The organism is Wolbachia endosymbiont (group A) of Trypoxylon clavicerum (genome assembly GCF_947251665.1).
GTDB classification, from domain to species: domain Bacteria; phylum Pseudomonadota; class Alphaproteobacteria; order Rickettsiales; family Anaplasmataceae; genus Wolbachia; species Wolbachia pipientis.
In genome coordinates, this window is the sequence record NZ_OX366374.1 from 1,253,916 (window position 1) to 1,273,273 (window position 19,358).

General features: G+C 34.7%; 22 protein-coding genes and 1 pseudogene. 13 read left to right on the plus strand and 10 right to left on the minus strand.

What is annotated here, in order from left to right:
• Positions 1-52: 52 nt before the first annotated feature.
• Positions 53-865: a transposase gene (locus OPR60_RS06480; RefSeq protein ID WP_265040287.1), complete on the plus strand. Its 813-nt coding sequence runs from the start codon at positions 53-55 to the stop codon at positions 863-865.
• 264 nt (positions 866-1,129) lie between these two features.
• On the opposite strand, the gene OPR60_RS06485 is transcribed toward OPR60_RS06480, so the two are convergent.
• Positions 1,130-1,966: a hypothetical protein gene (locus OPR60_RS06485; protein ID WP_065094429.1), complete on the minus strand. Its 837-nt coding sequence runs from the start codon at positions 1,964-1,966 to the stop codon at positions 1,130-1,132.
• A gap of 151 nt (positions 1,967-2,117) precedes the next feature.
• On the opposite strand from OPR60_RS06485, the gene OPR60_RS06490 reads away from it, so the two are divergent.
• The 4 genes from OPR60_RS06490 to OPR60_RS06505 are packed head-to-tail and all read left to right on the plus strand — an operon-like array spanning position 2,118 to position 4,426.
• Entirely contained in the window at positions 2,118-2,756 is a 639-nt protein-coding gene (locus OPR60_RS06490; RefSeq protein ID WP_065094430.1) for an HAD family hydrolase, read from the plus strand.
• Positions 2,756-3,241 carry an RDD family protein gene (locus tag OPR60_RS06495; protein ID WP_065094431.1) on the plus strand — a complete coding sequence of 162 codons (486 nt, stop codon included), beginning with the start codon at positions 2,756-2,758 and terminating at the stop codon, positions 3,239-3,241. The genes OPR60_RS06490 and OPR60_RS06495 overlap by 1 nt, the downstream gene beginning before the upstream one ends.
• Positions 3,242-3,300: 59 nt before the next feature.
• Positions 3,301-3,777 (plus strand): bacterioferritin, encoded by a 477-nt coding sequence (gene bfr / locus OPR60_RS06500; protein WP_065094446.1) that lies wholly within the window; start codon positions 3,301-3,303, stop codon positions 3,775-3,777.
• Position 3,778: 1 nt separating this feature from the next.
• Positions 3,779-4,426 (plus strand): SURF1 family protein, encoded by a 648-nt coding sequence (locus OPR60_RS06505; RefSeq protein ID WP_065094432.1) that lies wholly within the window; start codon positions 3,779-3,781, stop codon positions 4,424-4,426.
• A gap of 253 nt (positions 4,427-4,679) precedes the next feature.
• Here the strand turns inward: OPR60_RS06505 and OPR60_RS06510 are convergent, their stop codons facing one another.
• Both OPR60_RS06510 and OPR60_RS06515 read right to left on the minus strand, forming a co-directional pair.
• Positions 4,680-6,398: a monovalent cation:proton antiporter-2 (CPA2) family protein gene (locus OPR60_RS06510; RefSeq protein WP_265040285.1), complete on the minus strand. Its 1,719-nt coding sequence runs from the start codon at positions 6,396-6,398 to the stop codon at positions 4,680-4,682.
• 5 nt (positions 6,399-6,403) lie between these two features.
• Positions 6,404-6,976: a thioredoxin family protein gene (locus OPR60_RS06515; RefSeq protein WP_065094434.1), complete on the minus strand. Its 573-nt coding sequence runs from the start codon at positions 6,974-6,976 to the stop codon at positions 6,404-6,406.
• Positions 6,977-7,084: 108 nt separating this feature from the next.
• Between OPR60_RS06515 and tmk the strand changes: the two genes are divergently transcribed.
• From tmk to OPR60_RS06535, 4 genes are all read left to right on the plus strand, one after another.
• On the plus strand, positions 7,085-7,675 hold the full coding sequence (gene tmk / locus OPR60_RS06520) for a dTMP kinase (RefSeq protein WP_265040286.1): 591 nt from the start codon (positions 7,085-7,087) through the stop codon (positions 7,673-7,675).
• Positions 7,676-7,754: 79 nt separating this feature from the next.
• Positions 7,755-8,507, plus strand: a complete 753-nt coding sequence (locus tag OPR60_RS06525) for an IS5 family transposase (protein ID WP_265039632.1) — start codon at positions 7,755-7,757, stop codon at positions 8,505-8,507.
• A gap of 100 nt (positions 8,508-8,607) precedes the next feature.
• A complete protein-coding gene (locus OPR60_RS06530; protein ID WP_265039632.1) occupies positions 8,608-9,360 on the plus strand; it encodes an IS5 family transposase in 753 nt (250 codons plus the stop codon).
• A gap of 100 nt (positions 9,361-9,460) precedes the next feature.
• A complete protein-coding gene (locus OPR60_RS06535) occupies positions 9,461-10,213 on the plus strand; it encodes an IS5 family transposase (RefSeq protein WP_265039632.1) in 753 nt (250 codons plus the stop codon).
• A gap of 93 nt (positions 10,214-10,306) precedes the next feature.
• On the opposite strand, the gene OPR60_RS06540 is transcribed toward OPR60_RS06535, so the two are convergent.
• From OPR60_RS06540 to OPR60_RS06555, 4 genes are all read right to left on the minus strand, one after another.
• Positions 10,307-11,119, minus strand: coding sequence for a transposase (locus OPR60_RS06540; protein ID WP_265040287.1), 813 nt, complete (start codon positions 11,117-11,119; stop codon positions 10,307-10,309).
• A 75-nt stretch (positions 11,120-11,194) separates the two neighbouring features.
• Positions 11,195-11,452 carry a hypothetical protein gene (locus tag OPR60_RS06545; protein WP_265040288.1) on the minus strand — a complete coding sequence of 86 codons (258 nt, stop codon included), beginning with the start codon at positions 11,450-11,452 and terminating at the stop codon, positions 11,195-11,197.
• Between the two features lie 287 nt (positions 11,453-11,739).
• Entirely contained in the window at positions 11,740-13,389 is a 1,650-nt protein-coding gene (gene groL / locus OPR60_RS06550; protein ID WP_265040289.1) for a chaperonin GroEL, read from the minus strand.
• Positions 13,390-13,489: 100 nt separating this feature from the next.
• Positions 13,490-13,771, minus strand: coding sequence for a co-chaperone GroES (locus OPR60_RS06555; protein WP_173862895.1), 282 nt, complete (start codon positions 13,769-13,771; stop codon positions 13,490-13,492).
• 168 nt (positions 13,772-13,939) lie between these two features.
• Here OPR60_RS06555 and ygfZ point away from each other — a divergent pair, with 168 nt between their 5' ends.
• The 4 genes and pseudogenes from ygfZ to OPR60_RS06575 all read left to right on the plus strand — a co-directional run bounded on the left by ygfZ (position 13,940) and on the right by OPR60_RS06575 (position 16,850).
• Complete coding sequence (gene ygfZ, locus OPR60_RS06560) at positions 13,940-14,746, plus strand: CAF17-like 4Fe-4S cluster assembly/insertion protein YgfZ (protein WP_065094752.1); 807 nt, start codon at positions 13,940-13,942, stop codon at positions 14,744-14,746.
• 225 nt (positions 14,747-14,971) lie between these two features.
• Positions 14,972-15,781: pseudogene (locus OPR60_RS06565) on the plus strand (IS256 family transposase); the annotation flags it as partial.
• An 81-nt stretch (positions 15,782-15,862) separates the two neighbouring features.
• Entirely contained in the window at positions 15,863-16,615 is a 753-nt protein-coding gene (locus tag OPR60_RS06570; RefSeq protein ID WP_265039632.1) for an IS5 family transposase, read from the plus strand.
• Positions 16,616-16,619: 4 nt separating this feature from the next.
• A complete protein-coding gene (locus OPR60_RS06575) occupies positions 16,620-16,850 on the plus strand; it encodes a hypothetical protein (protein WP_265040290.1) in 231 nt (76 codons plus the stop codon).
• 36 nt (positions 16,851-16,886) lie between these two features.
• Here the strand turns inward: OPR60_RS06575 and OPR60_RS06580 are convergent, their stop codons facing one another.
• The 3 genes from OPR60_RS06580 to OPR60_RS06590 form a co-directional block, all read right to left on the minus strand.
• Positions 16,887-17,438, minus strand: a complete 552-nt coding sequence (locus OPR60_RS06580; protein ID WP_065094444.1) for a 5-formyltetrahydrofolate cyclo-ligase — start codon at positions 17,436-17,438, stop codon at positions 16,887-16,889.
• The gene (locus OPR60_RS06585; protein WP_065094443.1) at positions 17,422-18,042 is read right to left on the minus strand and encodes a ferredoxin reductase domain-containing protein; all 621 of its coding nucleotides are present in this window, start codon (positions 18,040-18,042) and stop codon (positions 17,422-17,424) included. The genes OPR60_RS06580 and OPR60_RS06585 overlap by 17 nt, the downstream gene beginning before the upstream one ends.
• A gap of 103 nt (positions 18,043-18,145) precedes the next feature.
• Positions 18,146-19,291 carry a SurA N-terminal domain-containing protein gene (locus tag OPR60_RS06590; protein ID WP_265040291.1) on the minus strand — a complete coding sequence of 382 codons (1,146 nt, stop codon included), beginning with the start codon at positions 19,289-19,291 and terminating at the stop codon, positions 18,146-18,148.
• Between the last annotated feature and the right edge of the window lie 67 nt (positions 19,292-19,358).

Here is a 19,358-nt window from a genome sequence, read left to right on the forward strand (position 1 = left end):
GAAGAATAAGCAGATCAAGTAAGGAAAAAAAATAAGCTTTAGTTACTATAATATGAAAAAACACCCAAGAAACTTTCGTAATATAACAGGTTTAAGTATAGAGGAGTTCGAAAAAGTAGTAGAAAAAGTGAGGTCTGGATGGAAAAAACTTGAAAAACAGAAAAAGTGTCATGGTAGAAGATCAAAACTACCAACTCTGGAAGATAAGTTGTTTTGCGTAATTTTGTACTATCGCACTTACATAACACATAGATTTTTAGGATGCCTATTCAATGTGCACAACGCAAATGTATGTAGGTTACTTAAGAGAATAGAGCCATTACTCGCCAAAAAAGTGACTATAACAAAAGATAGAAGTATGACGCCAGAAAAAATACTGAAGATTTTGGCTGATGTTACAGAACAGCAAATACAGAGGCCAGAAGATAGTAAAAAACGGAAGAAATCATATTCAGGAAAAAAAAGAACCAACACTATGAAAACTGAGATTATTATCGAAGAAGGAGGAAGAATTTTATCAGTGTCAAAGTCATACCGTGGTAGAATTAGTGATTTTCGCATAAGGAAACAAGAAAAATATTTACCACTTGATAGCATAAAACATGCTGATTCTGGATATCAAGGTTGGCAAAAATTGCAAAGCAATGTTATAATTCCATATAAAAAGTATCGTAAAAAGCCATTAACTCCAGAGCAGAAAGAGCATAATAGAAGGTTAGCATCATTTAGAATGAGAGTAGAAAATAAGATCCGAGAGATAAAGATATTTAAGATTATGTCGAATGTTTATCGCAATTTTCAGAAAAAATATAACTTGAGGTTCAATATTATTGCTGGTATTGTAAATCTTAAGCACGCCTTTTAGTTAACCTTGATTTTATTCACCCTCCTTTCCTTTTTTTTATCGCTTGATTCGCAGCAGGTCTAATTGTGTTTTGGCATAAAACGCGACGCGTATTAGACTTATTTGCAAGCAAAGCTTGCTAGATCCAAGTAGTCAGGGCACTGGGATGACATCATAGGGACACTGGGATGACACCCTGACAATCGTCATCCCGCTACTTGTTAGCGGATGAGATACCGCGGCGGTATGATGGTTCGTGGCGGTATAATGAAGCTTGAAAGCGGATCACCTTTCACGACCTGTATTTACTTTAGGAGTATTAACAGGTGTTATTGTTGGGTTTTCAAGTTGTGTTGCTTGCCCTAAGCCCTTGCTTATGCTTTGGTCCTGATCTAAAATTTTATCAAAGTGCTTACTCTTTTGTTGCTCTTCGTTATTTGACGTATCTCTTTGAGCATCTTCTTTTATGCCACGAGCATTCTCTACATCCTTTTCACCTTCACCTAAAAGTTTTTCTAATATTTTCTTAACAAAGCGCTTCAGAAGACTCAAAAACCCTTCTTCTTTTTGATTTTCTTGTGGTTGAGGCGTGTTATCTTTTTTGTTCGGCTCAGTGTTGAGCTTCTCTTTTACAGAACTCTTGCTCACTGAAGGATTAACGATTTGTGAATCGTGCTCTGGTGGCTGTGTATCTGTTTGCACAGAAGCTTCAGAAGTCTTTTTTTGTCCACTCTGTTCAACGCTTTTACCTTCTGCTGTAGTTTCTCTAAGAGTGTTAGCTGCTTCTTGAAATTTTTTGTCATTTTTTGATTCTGCAACTTTTTCACTTGTGAAGATGCCCTTCCCTTTATATTGTTGGTCAAGCTCAGCAATTCTTTCAAAATCTTGACGTACTTTTTCATCTGCACGTCCTTTTTGACTTTCAAATTTCTGACTCAATTCTGCAACGTTTTTCATTTTGTTCTCAAGCTCCTTACTTTTTACAGCTTTTAGAGCCTTGGTTCCTTTTGCAATATAATTAACCTTCTCTTCTAATGAGGTGCCTTCTGGAAAAGCACCTGGAGAACGTTCAAAAACATCTTTAAACTTTTTTTCAACACTTTCTTTAGATGCCCGGGCCATACCTGTTACCTATTAAAACATATCATATAACCAGTATATTAGCTAATTATATAAAAAACAGTTAACATAACTTGTGGTAGAGCGTTCTATTTATATTTTTTTTATTAAAATGTTATTTACTTATTAATTTAAAATATATAACAATATAGAAATGAAAAACAGCCCATTAGCAGTAGTATTCGATTGGGATAATACCTTAGTTGACACTCAAGATAACATTTTTAATGCTATTAAGCATACCATAAACTCAATGGGGTATAGTAATAAAGCTGCCGATAGAAATTCCCATGAGTCGAGAAAGAGCTATATGGTCAATTTATTTGGCGATCAGTGGAAAAAAGCAAATCAGATATACCAACAATATTTAGATGATGCACTATTGCAAAACATTGCTCTGAATCAAGGAGTAGAGAAAATGTTGCAGACACTGAAAAGCCACAATATTTATCTAGCAATAGTAAGTAATAAGAAAAATACTAATTTACGTAAAGAAGTTGCCTATTTTAAACTAGATTCTTACTTTGAAAGAGTAGTTGGGTCATGCGATACTGCAGAAGATAAACCATCTGCAACCCCACTGCTATTTGCACTAGAAGAGAGTACGTTACCTATAAATAGAGAAAATGTGTTTTTCGTTGGTGATAGCATCACAGATGTTCTGTGTGCACAAAATGCCAATTGTTTACCTATTATATACGGTCAATCAATAAGCGGTTATGAAGATTTGTTATGTTTTCAACATTTTGATAAACTTACAGATTTTATAATAAAGTATTTAGAAGATAGGTAATGACAGAGATTGCCAGTATACAAAGGCGCCTTTGCGCATATTTAATAGATGTAGCAATTTTATTAATTCCAACTTTATTAATTATACTGCTATTAGAGGATTCTCCGTTGATCTTACATCTATCATACATGTGTGTAAATTGTAGTTACTTCACATATTTTATATCTTCAAAGGCCCAAGCAACTCCAGGTCAACAGTTGATGAATATATATACTATCAATTTAGATGATTCTAAAATAGACTTGAATTTAGCTTTTGACAGAAGCACTTCCCAGTTTTTTCTTCCTTTGTTAAACAGTGTAGTAGTTGTCCTTACTGAATTTTTGCAAGATCAGGAGGTATTAGTGAATGTCTTGAGTGCATTGAAAGTAATTATAGTGCTGCTCACCCTCTATTGGTATCTAGTTGCTTGCTTCTCTAAGAAAAAACAGACATACCACGACATGCTATTTAATACGGTTGTTATCAAAGGAACTATTAAATGAGTTGCTATAACTATCATTATCATGTAAATTATGCTGATAAATTGAACTCAGGGAAGATTATGAATGAAGAGATAGTAAAACATTTGAACAAATTATTGACCAATGAGCTGACTTCTGTACGCCAGTATCTTTTGCATTTTGCGGTTCTCAAAAACAATGGAATTAATAGACTTGCAGAAAAGGTAAAAAATGAGCTTAACGAAGAACTTGAACATGCGAACAAGTTGGCAGAAAGGATTTTATTGCTTAAAGGTATACCAAATTTTCAAGATACAAATGAAATATCAAAGTATGATGGAAAGTTTACAAAAGACACAATACGGAAAATCTTAGAAGCTAATTTGAAATTAGAGGGAAAAGGTATTAAGGATATCAAAGAAACGATTTCTATTGCTGAGAAAGAAAAGGATTTTGTTAGTATAATATTATTAGAAGAGATGCTAAAAAATGAAGAAGAGCACTTCCATTGGATTGAGAAGCAGATTGACTTTATTGAACTAATGGGTGTTGAAAACTATTTAAGAACACAAATATAGGGTGTTAAAAAAAATAGTATTTATTTTAATTGTACCTTGCTTGCTCCTTTTTTTATTGGGATTATGGCAAGTATTCAGATTGAACTGGAAGAATAATATTATCAAAAATATGAGTCTTCCTGTTGTTCATCTGTTGCCCAATGATGATCTTGCACAACTTAACTACAGACACGTCAAGATTGATGGGATTCTAAGTGACATAGAACTATATGTTTTTGCAGGGCAACACGGCTATCATGTGCTGTCTCCTATGTTGCTTACCACTGGACGTTACATGTTGGTGAATAAAGGAATAGTCAGAGAAAAAGAAAAAAAGGAGAAAAAAGTAAAAATTGAAAAAGTAGTTGCAGATGGAATTTTATATTGCGATAGCAATAAAAGCAAAAATTGGTTTATCAAGAACGATACTGCTTCGAATACATGGTTTACCCTGAGTACAGAAGAAATTTCCAATGAGTTAGGTATTAAGCTAGAGAAGTGTGTATTGTGGCCGAACAATTTTGGCAGCAAAGTAGCTATACAGCCAATGAAGCATTTGGAATATGCAATCACTTGGTTTGCACTTTCCTTAACTTGGTTGATTATGTGCGTGATTTACTATAGGCAAAACCTCAATGTATCTGTTCAGCAGGGTGGCAAAATAAGGTAGACGAAAAAAGACAACTATAGGAACAAATGGGTGTCATGCCAGTGCGTGACACTGGCATCCAGTCCTTTTGCACAGTTCCATCAAAAACGTTGTAAAGCACTTTCGTGTTTACCAACTTAGTGCCCAATCTGGATCCCAGTGTCACGCACTGGGATGACAAGAAAGGGAGCACTGGAATTTTTGTTTCAGCATTAGCCATGCATCTGACCTCAATAAAGCTTGAAGCTTTCCGTACATAAAATTAGAAAAGCAGTCATTCATCTTTATCACTACCAAGGTCTTTTAACATACTATAATTGCCTTTTCTAAATCTACTTTTTAAAGACGTAACTCCACTTTCGCTAATACCACTGAGGCTCAGTGCAGCTCCACCTAGCTGCAATCCTATCTCAGATGTTTCAGGAATAATTTTACTAGCTCCTAGATCTCTATAAACCTCCACATTACTCAGATCTGGTAAGCGTATTACAATATTTACATGCGGAAAACTTGCAGCAACTAAAGAAACAACTTTCTTTATAGTAACTTCATTCTTTATTGAAATAACGAGAGCTTGAGCTCTTTCTATTCCTACTGATTTTAAAATTTCACATCTTGTAACATCTCCAAGATATATAGGAAAACTATCACTTTTTCCTTCTTTGACTATTTTCGATTGAATATCTACAACAACGTAACTCAAATGCTCTGCCGTAAGCATTTTTGTTACCATATATCCCACTCTGCCAAATCCAGCAACTATTACATGGTTATAAAGATCTTGTGTATCTGTTTCAACAGCTTCATCATCTAATATTGTTTTCTCAGTGCTAAATGAGTTTGCTATCCAATCTCCAAGCCCTGATAAAAGAGGAGTGAAAGCCATGGTTACTGTAGTTACCATCATAAGTACTTGAGCGATTTCACTTGGTAGCACATTTAGCTCATCTGCTAAGCGAAATAAAATAAACGCAAATTCACCGCCTTGTGAAAGCAGTAACCCAGCTTGTATAGCAGGTGCACTCTTAAACCCAAAAAATCTACACAATATATATATGATAGATGTTTTTAAAACGATAAGGATAATCGATAATAAAGTAATTAGTAGTAACTTATTGAGTAAAAGTTCGGTATTGATGGACATACCAACAGTCATGAAAAATAAGCCAAGAAACAAATCTTTAAATGGTAATACCGCGTGCTCCACTGAGTGTCTATATTCTGTTTCTGCAACTAACAATCCAGCGACAAATGCACCTAATGCTAACGATAAATGAAATTGCTCAGTAATAAATGCTGCTCCTAATACTATTAAAAGCGTTGTTGATATAAAGACCTCATTACTTTCCATTTTAGCAATAACCGAAAATAAAGGTCTAAGTAATAATCTACCAGTTATAAATATCAACACTAATGCAATAGCTGCTTGCACTAATGAGCCTGCCAATGAGCTTATCAGGCTGTGCTCAGAATTGCCAGCAAGTAAAGGTACCAATACTATTAATGGTACCACTGCAAAATCTTGCATTAATAGTACTGCTATCGACAACCTACCAACCTGACTTGCTTGAGAACCTTTTTCTTGCAGAACCTGCAACACTATTGCTGTTGAGGATAGCGCAAGCCCACCACCAATAACTGTTGCTATATTCATATTCACTCCGAAAGCAAGAGCGATGCACCATATTGCTACCATAGTAACTATAACTTGAAGAGAACCGAACCCAAATACATGAATACGCATAGCGATCAGGCGTTCAAATGTCAATTCAAGGCCTATAATGAATAATAGAAAAACTACACCAAATTCTGCAAGATTATCCATTACCTCAGCTGAGTGTATCAGATTAAACCCATGAGAACCAATAACTGCACCTGCAACAAAGTAACCAAGCACTGGGCTAATATTCATTTTCCAAAACGCTATGACTATAAACACAGCAGCAGAAAGTAAAATTATAATATCAAACAAATGCTGAGAGCCACTGTGCATGATATTTAACCTGTAGAATTAGACCATTTAATTGAGCAGCCAATACTTGATTTTTGGTCAATTGGAGAATTACCAGTTTCTGCAATAAATTTCATAGCTTGAAATAAGTCACTACTTCCTACTTCATAGCTTTGAACCTTTTCTTTTTTTGCATCGTTAAAACGTCCGCGATAGCAAAGGTTTAAATTGGAATTAAAGCCAAAAAAGTCAGGAGTGCAAACAGCCCCGTATTCTTTAGCTATTTTCTGTGTACTATCAATTAAATATGGAAATGTAAACTTATTTTCCTTGGCAAAATTAATCATATTTTCAAAGGAATCTTCTGGATATTCATTTACATCATTTGGCATTATTGCAACGGTATTCACCTGATAATCTTTTTTCAATTGATCAACATCGCTTACCAGATTGCTAATAATTGACTGAACGTAAGGGCAGTGATTGCATATAAATATTATAATAAGACCATTTTTTCCACAACAGTCACTTAATGTATAGTGTTTATTATCCACCCCCAAAAGATTAAAATCTTTTGCAGTAAAACTAAAATCGACTTTAGGAGTATTCAGAGCAACCATAGACTATTATTATACCACATGTAATTTACGGTCTTATTATTTAAATGTCAAACGGTTTCTATGTATACTGTTTGCATATTCTTTTTTAGTATTATAATTATAAAACTTATGTTCATAACTTTCGAAGGAATAGACGGCTCTGGTAAAACAACACAATCTAAGCTACTTGCAAATCATTTTAAGCAAATTCGCGGCGAAAATAATGTGGTATTGACTCGAGAACCAGGTGGCACTAACTTTGCAGAGAAGGTAAGAGGAGTATTGTTAACGAATAATATTGATTCTATTTCTGAACTCTTGCTACTTATCTCGATGAGGCGCGAACATATGAAAAAATTAATATTACCAGCTCTTGCAGAAGGAAAAATAGTGATTTGTGATCGGTTTATTGATTCAACTATTGCATATCAAGGATATGGGTTTGGAGTTGACTTAGGGCTAATAAGGGACTTACATAAGCTAGTGGAAATTAAATATCCAGATATTACATTCATTCTAGATATTGATGTTAAAGTTGGGTTAAATAGAGCAAAAGACAAGAATAAATATGAAGAAATGGATGTTAATTTTTACAATAAGGTCAGAAAAGGATTTCAGGAAATAGCCATAAAAGAGCCCGTTAGGTGCAGTGTTATCACTAGAATTGAAACAAAAAATGATAATCACGTACACAATGAAATTATTGATAAAATCACCTAGGCTCTGTGGACAAAAAATATGAAAAGAGAGAAAAAGATGGTAGTTTAGCCTAATAGGTAAAAAATGGAGAAACTACCATATGCAATATTACATCAAAGAGGAAAATTGGAAACAAATTTTAGAGTTCATAAAAAGCGTAAAAGGAATGCACAGCAAAGATGAAAAACGTTTAAGAATATTCATAGAGGCAGTGTGGTACATAGTGCGAAGTGGTTGCCAATGGAGACTTTTACCAAAAACTTATGGTAATTACAGGAGTATACATAAGCGATTTAAAAGATGGTGTGAAAGAGATGTCTGGAAAAAATTGCTTGAATATACTAAACAAGAGCCTGATTTAGAAGTTGCTATAATCGACGGTACGATTATCCGAGCCCATCCATGTTCATCTGGATATACAAAAAACTCCAAGGATCAAGAAGCTTTAGGGAGGAGCAAAGGTGGCTTTACAACTAAAATACATGCGCTTGTCGATGCACTTGGAAATCCACTTAAATTTACTCTGACTCCTGGTCAAAGAAATGAAATTACGCAGGCACAAGTGTTGACCGAAAGTATCTATAACTCTACTGTAGTAGCTGACAAGGGCTACGATAGCAATGCCTTTGTTACAAGTCTTGAAGACAAGGGATGTACAGTAGTTATTCCGCCAAAACGGAATCGAAAAGTGCAAAGGTATTACGATGAGCATATCTACAAAGAACGTCATTTGATTGAGTGTTTTTTTGGTAAAATTAAAAATTTTAGGCGCATTTTTTCCAGATTTGATAAAACTGCTGAGGTTTTTATTGGTTTTCTCAATTTTGTTGGAGCTCTTGTATGGCTTCTCTAAAATTTTGTCCACAGAGCCTAGGCTCTGTGGACAAAAAATATGAAAAGAGAGAAAAAGATGGTAGTTTAGCCTAATAGGTAAAAAATGGAGAAACTACCATATGCAATATTACATCAAAGAGGAAAATTGGAAACAAATTTTAGAGTTCATAAAAAGCGTAAAAGGAATGCACAGCAAAGATGAAAAACGTTTAAGAATATTCATAGAGGCAGTGTGGTACATAGTGCGAAGTGGTTGCCAATGGAGACTTTTACCAAAAACTTATGGTAATTACAGGAGTATACATAAGCGATTTAAAAGATGGTGTGAAAGAGATGTCTGGAAAAAATTGCTTGAATATACTAAACAAGAGCCTGATTTAGAAGTTGCTATAATCGACGGTACGATCATCCGAGCCCATCCATGTTCATCTGGATATACAAAAAACTCCAAGGATCAAGAAGCTTTAGGGAGGAGCAAAGGTGGCTTTACAACTAAAATACATGCGCTTGTCGATGCACTTGGAAATCCACTTAAATTTACTCTGACTCCTGGTCAAAGAAATGAAATTACGCAGGCACAAGTGTTGACCGAAAGTATCTATAACTCTACTGTAGTAGCTGACAAGGGCTACGATAGCAATGCCTTTGTTACAAGTCTTGAAGACAAGGGATGTACAGTAGTTATTCCGCCAAAACGGAATCGAAAAGTGCAAAGGTATTACGATGAGCATATCTACAAAGAACGTCATTTGATTGAGTGTTTTTTTGGTAAAATTAAAAATTTTAGGCGCATTTTTTCCAGATTTGATAAAACTGCTGAGGTTTTTATTGGTTTTCTCAATTTTGTTGGAGCTCTTGTATGGCTTCTCTAAAATTTTGTCCACAGAGCCTAGGCTCTGTGGACAAAAAATATGAAAAGAGAGAAAAAGATGGTAGTTTAGCCTAATAGGTAAAAAATGGAGAAACTACCATATGCAATATTACATCAAAGAGGAAAATTGGAAACAAATTTTAGAGTTCATAAAAAGCGTAAAAGGAATGCACAGCAAAGATGAAAAACGTTTAAGAATATTCATAGAGGCAGTGTGGTACATAGTGCGAAGTGGTTGCCAATGGAGACTTTTACCAAAAACTTATGGTAATTACAGGAGTATACATAAGCGATTTAAAAGATGGTGTGAAAGAGATGTCTGGAAAAAATTGCTTGAATATACTAAACAAGAGCCTGATTTAGAAGTTGCTATAATCGACGGTACGATCATCCGAGCCCATCCATGTTCATCTGGATATACAAAAAACTCCAAGGATCAAGAAGCTTTAGGGAGGAGCAAAGGTGGCTTTACAACTAAAATACATGCACTTGTCGATGCACTTGGAAATCCACTTAAATTTACTCTGACTCCTGGTCAAAGAAATGAAATTACGCAGGCACAAGTGTTGACCGAAAGTATCTATAACTCTACTGTAGTAGCTGACAAGGGCTACGATAGCAATGCCTTTGTTACAAGTCTTGAAGACAAGGGATGTACAGTAGTTATTCCGCCAAAACGGAATCGAAAAGTGCAAAGGTATTACGATGAGCATATCTACAAAGAACGTCATTTGATTGAGTGTTTTTTTGGTAAAATTAAAAATTTTAGGCGCATTTTTTCCAGATTTGATAAAACTGCTGAGGTTTTTATTGGTTTTCTCAATTTTGTTGGAGCTCTTGTATGGCTTCTCTAAAATTTTGTCCACAGAGCCTACTTTATCTCTATAGACCTGCTGCGAATCAAGCGATAAAAAAAAGGAAAGGAGGGTGAATAAAATCAAGGTTAACTAAAAGGCGTGCTTAAGATTTACAATACCAGCAATAATATTGAACCTCAAGTTATATTTTTTCTGAAAATTGCGATAAACATTCGACATAATCTTAAATATCTTTATCTCTCGGATCTTATTTTCTACTCTCATTCTAAATGATGCTAACCTTCTATTATGCTCTTTCTGCTCTGGAGTTAATGGCTTTTTACGATACTTTTTATATGGAATTATAACATTGCTTTGCAATTTTTGCCAACCTTGATATCCAGAATCAGCATGTTTTATGCTATCAAGTGGTAAATATTTTTCTTGTTTCCTTATGCGAAAATCACTAATTCTACCACGGTATGACTTTGACACTGATAAAATTCTTCCTCCTTCTTCGATAATAATCTCAGTTTTCATAGTGTTGGTTCTTTTTTTTCCTGAATATGATTTCTTCCGTTTTTTACTATCTTCTGGCCTCTGTATTTGCTGTTCTGTAACATCAGCCAAAATCTTCAGTATTTTTTCTGGCGTCATACTTCTATCTTTTGTTATAGTCACTTTTTTGGCGAGTAATGGCTCTATTCTCTTAAGTAACCTACATACATTTGCGTTGTGCACATTGAATAGGCATCCTAAAAATCTATGTGTTATGTAAGTGCGATAGTACAAAATTACGCAAAACAACTTATCTTCCAGAGTTGGTAGTTTTGATCTTCTACCATGACACTTTTTCTGTTTTTCAAGTTTTTTCCATCCAGACCTCACTTTTTCTACTACTTTTTCGAACTCCTCTATACTTAAACCTGTTATATTACGAAAGTTTCTTGGGTGTTTTTTCATTTATAGTAACTAAAGCTCATTTTTTTTCCTTACTTGATCTGCTTATTCTTCTTCTACCCCTCTCACATCATTTTTTCAATCACCTTTTGCAGCAGGTCTTATGTTTAATGTGTTACCCTTACAATCAAAAGAAGTGGGAAAACCGAAATCTCCAGGATCTTTATAATATATGTGCCAGCCTGGTTTTACTGTAACCCTTATTGCACCTTTGAGAGTGAGGCTTGCTTCATTTATCTCGCCAATAAGTAAATCAAATTTTGCAATTTCCTCGTCAGCATATAGTTGAGTGCAAGAAAAAAATAAAAACAATATTAAATATATATGTATTTTCATTAAGGTAAATTTCTCCTTTTATAGAGAAAGTGATTTAGATTTTAATTATTATATTTAATAGCATTATATAGATTATTTATTAACATAGCATTATACTAGTATAAATATACTAGGGATTATAGTTCTTTTATGCTGCCTTTTTGTTATTAGACAACCACAATATAAAGGAGTGAAACGGATGCAAACAGTGGTGCCTTTCTGCACCAAACGTATTACCTTTAACGAATAGTAAAATGTGAGATTTTTTGGAATTACCGTGGAGCAATTGCTCCACGGTTTCATTCTACTTAGAATCCACCCATGCCACTCATTTCTCCTGCACCCATAGGAGATGAAGCATTTTCTTTGCTTGGTACATCAACTATCATAGATTCAGTAGTTATCAGCACACTCGCAACAGATACCGCTGTTTCAAAAGCGATACGAACCACTTTTGCTGGATCAATCACACCAGCTGTAAATGCATTAGCGTAATTCATAGCCTCAACGTTGTATATAAGCTCTTTATCATTCTGCTTAATCAAATAGTCAATTATAACAGCAGATTCAAGACCAGCATTTTTGACTAACCTTCTAATTGGAGCACTGAGAACTTTCTTGATAATGTTTATGCCTATTTGTTCCTCGTCACTTGCACCTTTTAATTTGTCGAGAACAGATGAAGCATAAAGAAGCGCAACCCCACCACCTGGAACTATACCTTCTTCAATTGCAGCTCTTGTTGCATGCAGCGCATCTTCGACTCTATCTCTACGTTCTTTAACTTCCACTTCAGTTGCTCCACCAACTTTGAGCACAGCAACGCCACCTGATAATTTCGCTAAACGTTCTCTTAGCTTTTCTTTATCATAATCAGAAGTTGAAGTTTCAATTTGAGATTTAATCTGCTCGATTCTAGCTTTCACACTGTCAGAATCGCTATTTTCTCTGACAACTGTGGTATTATCTTTAGTAATTTTAACATTTTTAGCCGTACCAAGATCATCAAGCGTGAGATCTTCCATCTTGATTCCAAGTTCATCTTTTATGACATACTTAGCACCAGTCAAAGTTGCTATATCTTCGAGCATCTCCTTTCTTCTGTCACCAAAACCTGGAGCTTTTACTGCAGCAACTTTTAAACCACCACGCAATTTATTGATAACTAAAGTGCTTAATGCTTCACCTTCGATATCCTCTGCAATAATAACCAAAGGTTTACCAGATTTAACAATAGCTTCAAGAATAGGAAGTAAAGGTTGAATAATATTTAATTTTTTCTCTGTAATTAATAGATAAGGATTATCAAGCTCCACGATCATTTTTTCATTATTTGTAATAAAATACGGAGAGAGATAACCGCGATCAAATTGCATGCCAGTAGTCAGCTCAACTTCTAACTCTTTTGAACCTTTACTCTCTTCAACAGTTATTACACCCTCTTTTCCAACTTTTTTCACGGAATCAGCGATACTGTTACCTATATCCTTATCACCATTTGCAGAGATTATTGCAACTTGTGCCACTTCGTCTATTTTCTCTAGAGAAATTGTACGAGACATTGACGCAATTTCCTTTAATATTACATCTTTTGCCTTCTGTATTCCGTTTTTAATACCAACACGATCGTTTCCAGCAGCAATTGATTTTGAAGCTTCTATTATCATGTTGCTAGTTAGTATTGAGCACGTTGTTGTACCATCACCAACTTTGTCGTTACATTGAGAACAACTTTGTGCAAAGATGCTTGCTATCACAGCGTTTAATGGTTTTTCAGGCTTGATACCCTTCATCACCTTATAACCATCTTTTGTAATTTCTGGTGCTCCATAGGGCTTATTAATCCCTACTGTTTTTCCTCTAGGTCCCGCAGTTATTGCTACCGTTGAATCCACTATTGCTGCGACTTCACGAAAGGCTTCTTGCAACTGCTCACCTGATACTACTACATTAGTCATTTTTATCACCTCTTGTTAATAAAAAATTTAGAAAACTATAATAAAACCATTTACAATGCGCTACGTTGCGCTTTGTTTCAGTTTAGTAAAATAAAGACTGCTACTTAATAACAGCAAGTATATCGGATTCCTTCATCACGATAAGCTTCTCATTATTATGTTCTATTTCTGTACCAGCCCATTGGCGATAGAACACTTTATCACCAGCTTTCACAGTTAAAGTTACGCGTTCGCCACTTGAATTGCGTGAACCTTCACCAATTGCTATAACTTCACCTTTAGTAGGTTTCTTTTCAGCACTTGATGGAAGCACAATTCCACCTTGCTTTTCTTCGCTAATAGGCTTGATCAGCACGCTATCATCTAATACATTTAAACTTATACTTGACATTTGTTTTTCCTCATCAACAAATTAACTTATAAGTTTATATATATATACTCGTAAGTTAGATTTCAAGGGCTGGAGCTTGTAAAATATGCACGCCAAAAGCAGTTTCTAAAAAGAGCCTAATGTTATATAATAAAATTTAGATTTATTTATAGAGATTTCATGAGTTATATACCATTCTTAAGTCGTGGTGTGATAGTGCTATATGGGCCTGACACTAGAGATTTTCTGCAGGGTATTATAACCAATGATATTAATAAGTTGGATAGCCAAAAAGCCATTTACTCTTTATTGCTTAGCCCTCAGGGAAAATATCTATATGATTTTTTTCTTATTGAATATGGTAAATACACCCTCTTGGAGTGCGAAAACATGCACTTGCAGCAAATAATCGAGAAACTGGATTTGCTTAAAACTTATTTGAAAGTGAAAATTAAAGACGTTAGCGCACTATATAAGGTTGGAGTTTTGTTTAATACTAAGTTGGCGGAGTGTAGTAGTGAATCACAAGTTATTTTTCAAGATCCAAGGCACAAGCTGCTAGGAATGAGGATCATACATAAAGATGAAATGAAAGAGCCGGTTGGGGATTTTACTCAGTATGAAAAAGTTAGAATTCAAAACCTTGTTCCAGATGGAGCGAAAGATATGGTGCAGAATTCATCATTTCCGCTGCAATTTTTAATCAATAAAGTAAACGGTATAAGCTTTAATAAGGGGTGTTATATAGGTCAGGAAGTCGTAAATCGAATGAGCAGACAAGAAATATTCAGAAGAAAACTTTACCTTGTTGAGGGAGATAACGCACTTCCAGATATTGGCACTAAAGTAACGAATGAAAATAATGAGGAAATAGGGGAACTGCGCTCTAGTGTAGACAACATTGGACTTGCATTGCTTAATACTGGAAAGAGCCATGCAAATTTATATGCAGATGGAGTTAGGTGCGTTAAGACGTTGAAGTCTTAAGGTAGCGCATATAGAAACGAAAAACTTGCTTGACACCCTTCGCCAGCGCCCTTATCATAACAGTGAAGCTATTTCATTTAACTTCGCAATCTGTGCAGATTAAAACGACAAGGACTCCTGATATAATGTTGAACATTTTTTTTCTGCATTTCCGGGAATGTTCAAAAAAGTGTGTCAAACCGAAAAAAAAGTAATAAATTGATATAAAAAAATGGAGGTTTGACAATGAGTCAGAAAGTAGTAAACAGAACTACCGGTTTGGTAGATTACAAAGAACTGGAAGCAAATATACTGTCATCAATAAGGGAAGGCAGACCATTAACAGGAAGAGATGGAGTATTTACACCACTTATAAAAAAGCTGCTGGAGGCAAGTTTGGAAGGTGAAATAGAAAATCACTTATTAGCTGAAAGTGAAGAGAATAATCGAAGAAATGGGAGAAACGGAAAGACTTTACGGACAAGTGCAGGTTCATTTGAGCTTTTGACGCCCAGAGATAGGGAGGGAAGCTTTGAACCCCAAATAGTCAAAAAAAGGCAAACAAACCAGAGCTTGAAACGAAGATTTTGAGCACATTTGCCAGTGGTATGGGATACAGAGATATAGCATCGCATGTAGAGGAGATTTATGATCACAAAATATCTGCAGCAGAGATATCAAGTATTACCGACAAATTGCTACCGATAATCAACGAATGGCGTAGTCGCCCGCTGCAGTCTGTATATCCGATAGTGTTCATGGTTTTTTAAAGTCAAAGAGGACGGACATTGTGTAAGTAAATGTATGTACAATATATTGGGCATAGACCAAAATGGCAGAAAAGAAGTATTAGGTTTTTATTTGGCTGAAAGTGAAGGAGCTAACTTCTGGTTGGGAGTACTAAATGATCTCAAAGAAAGAGGAGTAGAAGATATTCTAATTGCCTGTGTAGATGGGCTAAAAAGCTTTCCTGCAGCCATAAATAGTGTATTTCCTAATGCAGAGGTACAGCTATGTGTGGTACATCAGATACGCAATTCTCTGAAATATGTATCTAGGCTCTGTGGACAAAAAATATGAAAAGAGAGAAAAAGATGGTAGTTTAGCCTAATAGGTAAAAAATGGAGAAACTACCATATGCAATATTACATCAAAGAGGAAAATTGGAAACAAATTTTAGAGTTCATAAAAAGCGTAAAAGGAATGCACAGCAAAGATGAAAAACGTTTAAGAATATTCATAGAGGCAGTGTGGTACATAGTGCGAAGTGGTTGCCAATGGAGACTTTTACCAAAAACTTATGGTAATTACAGGAGTATACATAAGCGATTTAAAAGATGGTGTGAAAGAGATGTCTGGAAAAAATTGCTTGAATATACTAAACAAGAGCCTGATTTAGAAGTTGCTATAATCGACGGTACGATTATCCGAGCCCATCCATGTTCATCTGGATATACAAAAAACTCCAAGGATCAAGAAGCTTTAGGGAGGAGCAAAGGTGGCTTTACAACTAAAATACATGCGCTTGTCGATGCACTTGGAAATCCACTTAAATTTACTCTGACTCCTGGTCAAAGAAATGAAATTACGCAGGCACAAGTGTTGACCGAAAGTATCTATAACTCTACTGTAGTAGCTGACAAGGGCTACGATAGCAATGCCTTTGTTACAAGTCTTGAAGACAAGGGATGTACAGTAGTTATTCCGCCAAAACGGAATCGAAAAGTGCAAAGGTATTACGATGAGCATATCTACAAAGAACGTCATTTGATTGAGTGTTTTTTTGGTAAAATTAAAAATTTTAGGCGCATTTTTTCCAGATTTGATAAAACTGCTGAGGTTTTTATTGGTTTTCTCAATTTTGTTGGAGCTCTTGTATGGCTTCTCTAAAATTTTGTCCACAGAGCCTAGAGAAAAAGGTACTAGTACTTATGAAAGTGATAAGGAAGCACTTGAGGAACTTATGGAGAAATTTCAATCTAAAATTATGGCCATTGGTGAGGGTAAAATAGAGGAGGTAGAAAAAATGGTTAATGATAAAGTTAACCAAATGAAGTCACCAGTTCCTCAATTAGATAGTCCAAGTTCTGAACAAGCGAGTACAGGAGAAACCAAAACCCTCTGATGGCTTGGAGAGGGAGGGAATGGGAAAGGTAGAGATCTATTCTTTTTTATCCACTTTTTTGAGCAATCCACTTCTACACCTAACACACATTTCAGTGATTATAATATCCAATTTTTGATCATGTTTTTCTACAGGTAAATCTTTACAATATTGTTTCTCATAGGCTACACCTATAAATATTTTTCCAAGTGGCCGCAGTTTTTCTATCATTGTATCATACCAACCACCGCCAAAACCTAATCTATTAAAATGATCATCAAAAGCAATAACAGGAGTAATGATTGTGTCGGGAATTACATCTTCATTTGTTTCGTTCCATTCCTCAAATTTTAGTAACTTATTTTTATTAGGAATTGCTACTTTATAATCTAAATCGAGTAAACTATGCATCAAAGGGACAACATCTATTTCTCCATCCATTGGAATATAAGCCGCAATTGTTTTACCTTTAACGTAGCTTAAGTTCTGATTAAAGAGATTAATAAGGGAATTTGCCGCATAACTGGAATAACTTTCATCAATATCTTTTCTTATAGCTCTATATTGCTCTCTTATTTCCTTTTTGTGCTGTTTAATATCTTTGAACATGATCTATCCATTTCGCAGTGAGTTTTTCTTGTAAACTATTTTGCTTCAAGCGCTCACTTAAAAAATCAAAGTCAACAAGATCCATATCCTGGTCTTGATTACTGCAACTATAAACAAAACTTCTTTTTTCTGTTTCCTTATTTATATGTTGCTGAATACATTGAGCACAGATTTCTTTCATCATACACTGCATAGGAGAATTAACTGATGATATTGCTATGTGGCCTGATTTCAGATATGGCTTTAAAATTGTTTTTCTAGCTTCATTCACAGCTTTCATCATTTTGTCAGAACCAATAGTGATAATTTTATCTATAACGTTCAAATTAATACCTAATCTTCCTTGTTGATAAGAGACTATTGCATCAACTATATTACCATGAAAGGATTTATCTTGATCTCTGCTTGTTTCTATCAATCCTTCTTCACATGCCCAAACTACTGCATTTGATGCACGCTCTATCAGTGCTCGTTTAAATACATCACTTAACTTCTTATAGCCAGCAAAGTACAAAACCTTGTTATTATTTTCAAGACATGCCTTCCCTATCGAAAATAACACTGCATTTCCAACTCCACCACCAATTAGCATTATATTCTTCATGTGCTATTTTAACTACATTTGTTCAAATTTTTTGAAATTTTATAGAACAAAGTAATTTATATAGTTCTATACACAAAGACAGAGACAAGGACACTCTCTGACTTTAACTATACCGATAACTGACAGCTGAATTTTTACGCATATCATCTAATAACAGGTTGCTTTGTATCATAATCTTTTGTTGGTACATCTGCTGTTTAATTGTTTCTATATCCGCTACATTACTCTTGATATCACACAACATCATCAACTTTGCAGTGCCATTTTCTCTCAATTCTACTATTTCATTCACACTTGTTTTACTAAATAAAATCTGTAAATCAGGATTTAAATCTCGCATTTTTATTTCAAACTCTTTTGCGTTTGGCAACTTAAAATCATCTGTTAATTTGTCAAAATTTAAACAATTGACCTTTTGCTCTTTAAAATTAGAGAATAAACTTTCTGAACCTTCAACCACAATCTGTTTTAATTTTAAAGTGCTTTCCAGCAGTGTATGATTAAGTTGTACTTTATCTATTACTTTTATAACAGAGTAACCTTCACTGAAACTGAATGGACCTGCTATGTCGCTGGTTTCTAATCCTTCTAAAACACTCTTGAGTTTTCCTTTTAGCTGACTTAAATTAACTGTTGCTTTACGCATCTTTATTGGAGATTCTGGGTTATTACTGTTGCGTAATTTTTTTACTAAATCTTCAGCTATACCATAAACGTCCTTGTCTTTTTGATCAGGAATTATAAACTCTTGGAACGTGATAAGATAATCCGGCTTTTCTGTTTGCCTTTTTACATCATCTACTTCTTTATCGCTTATATTAATAAATGGCACAATTCTTACTTCAATAATTTTGCTCCACAGTAACTGACATTTTATTTGTTTTCTTAAAATACTAAGATCTATATTATGCTTCTCTATGTATTGATCAACTTCATGAGCATTAAGTTTAAAACTTTGGGTTAAAAATAACATGACAGCATTATCTAACTCCTCGTTGCTCAATTTTATATTCAGCCTCTGCGCTTCATTGGTAATAATAATTTCGTCTATTAGCTCCCTAAGAACTTGAGGCCTTGCTTCTTTTTGATTAACACTTTGAGTGCCAAACAATGAATTTATAAAGTTGATGCGTTTTTCGATATCTAAATTTGAAATTGGCTCGCCATTTACATCTGCAATAATTTCAATCTCGGTTGCAAGCAACCTAAGTGGCAACACTATTAACAGTAAGATTAGTATTTTATACATACAAGTAAAGTTGTTTAGTTAATAACCAATTCTATAATAAATACTGAATCAATGCTAGCCAACTTTT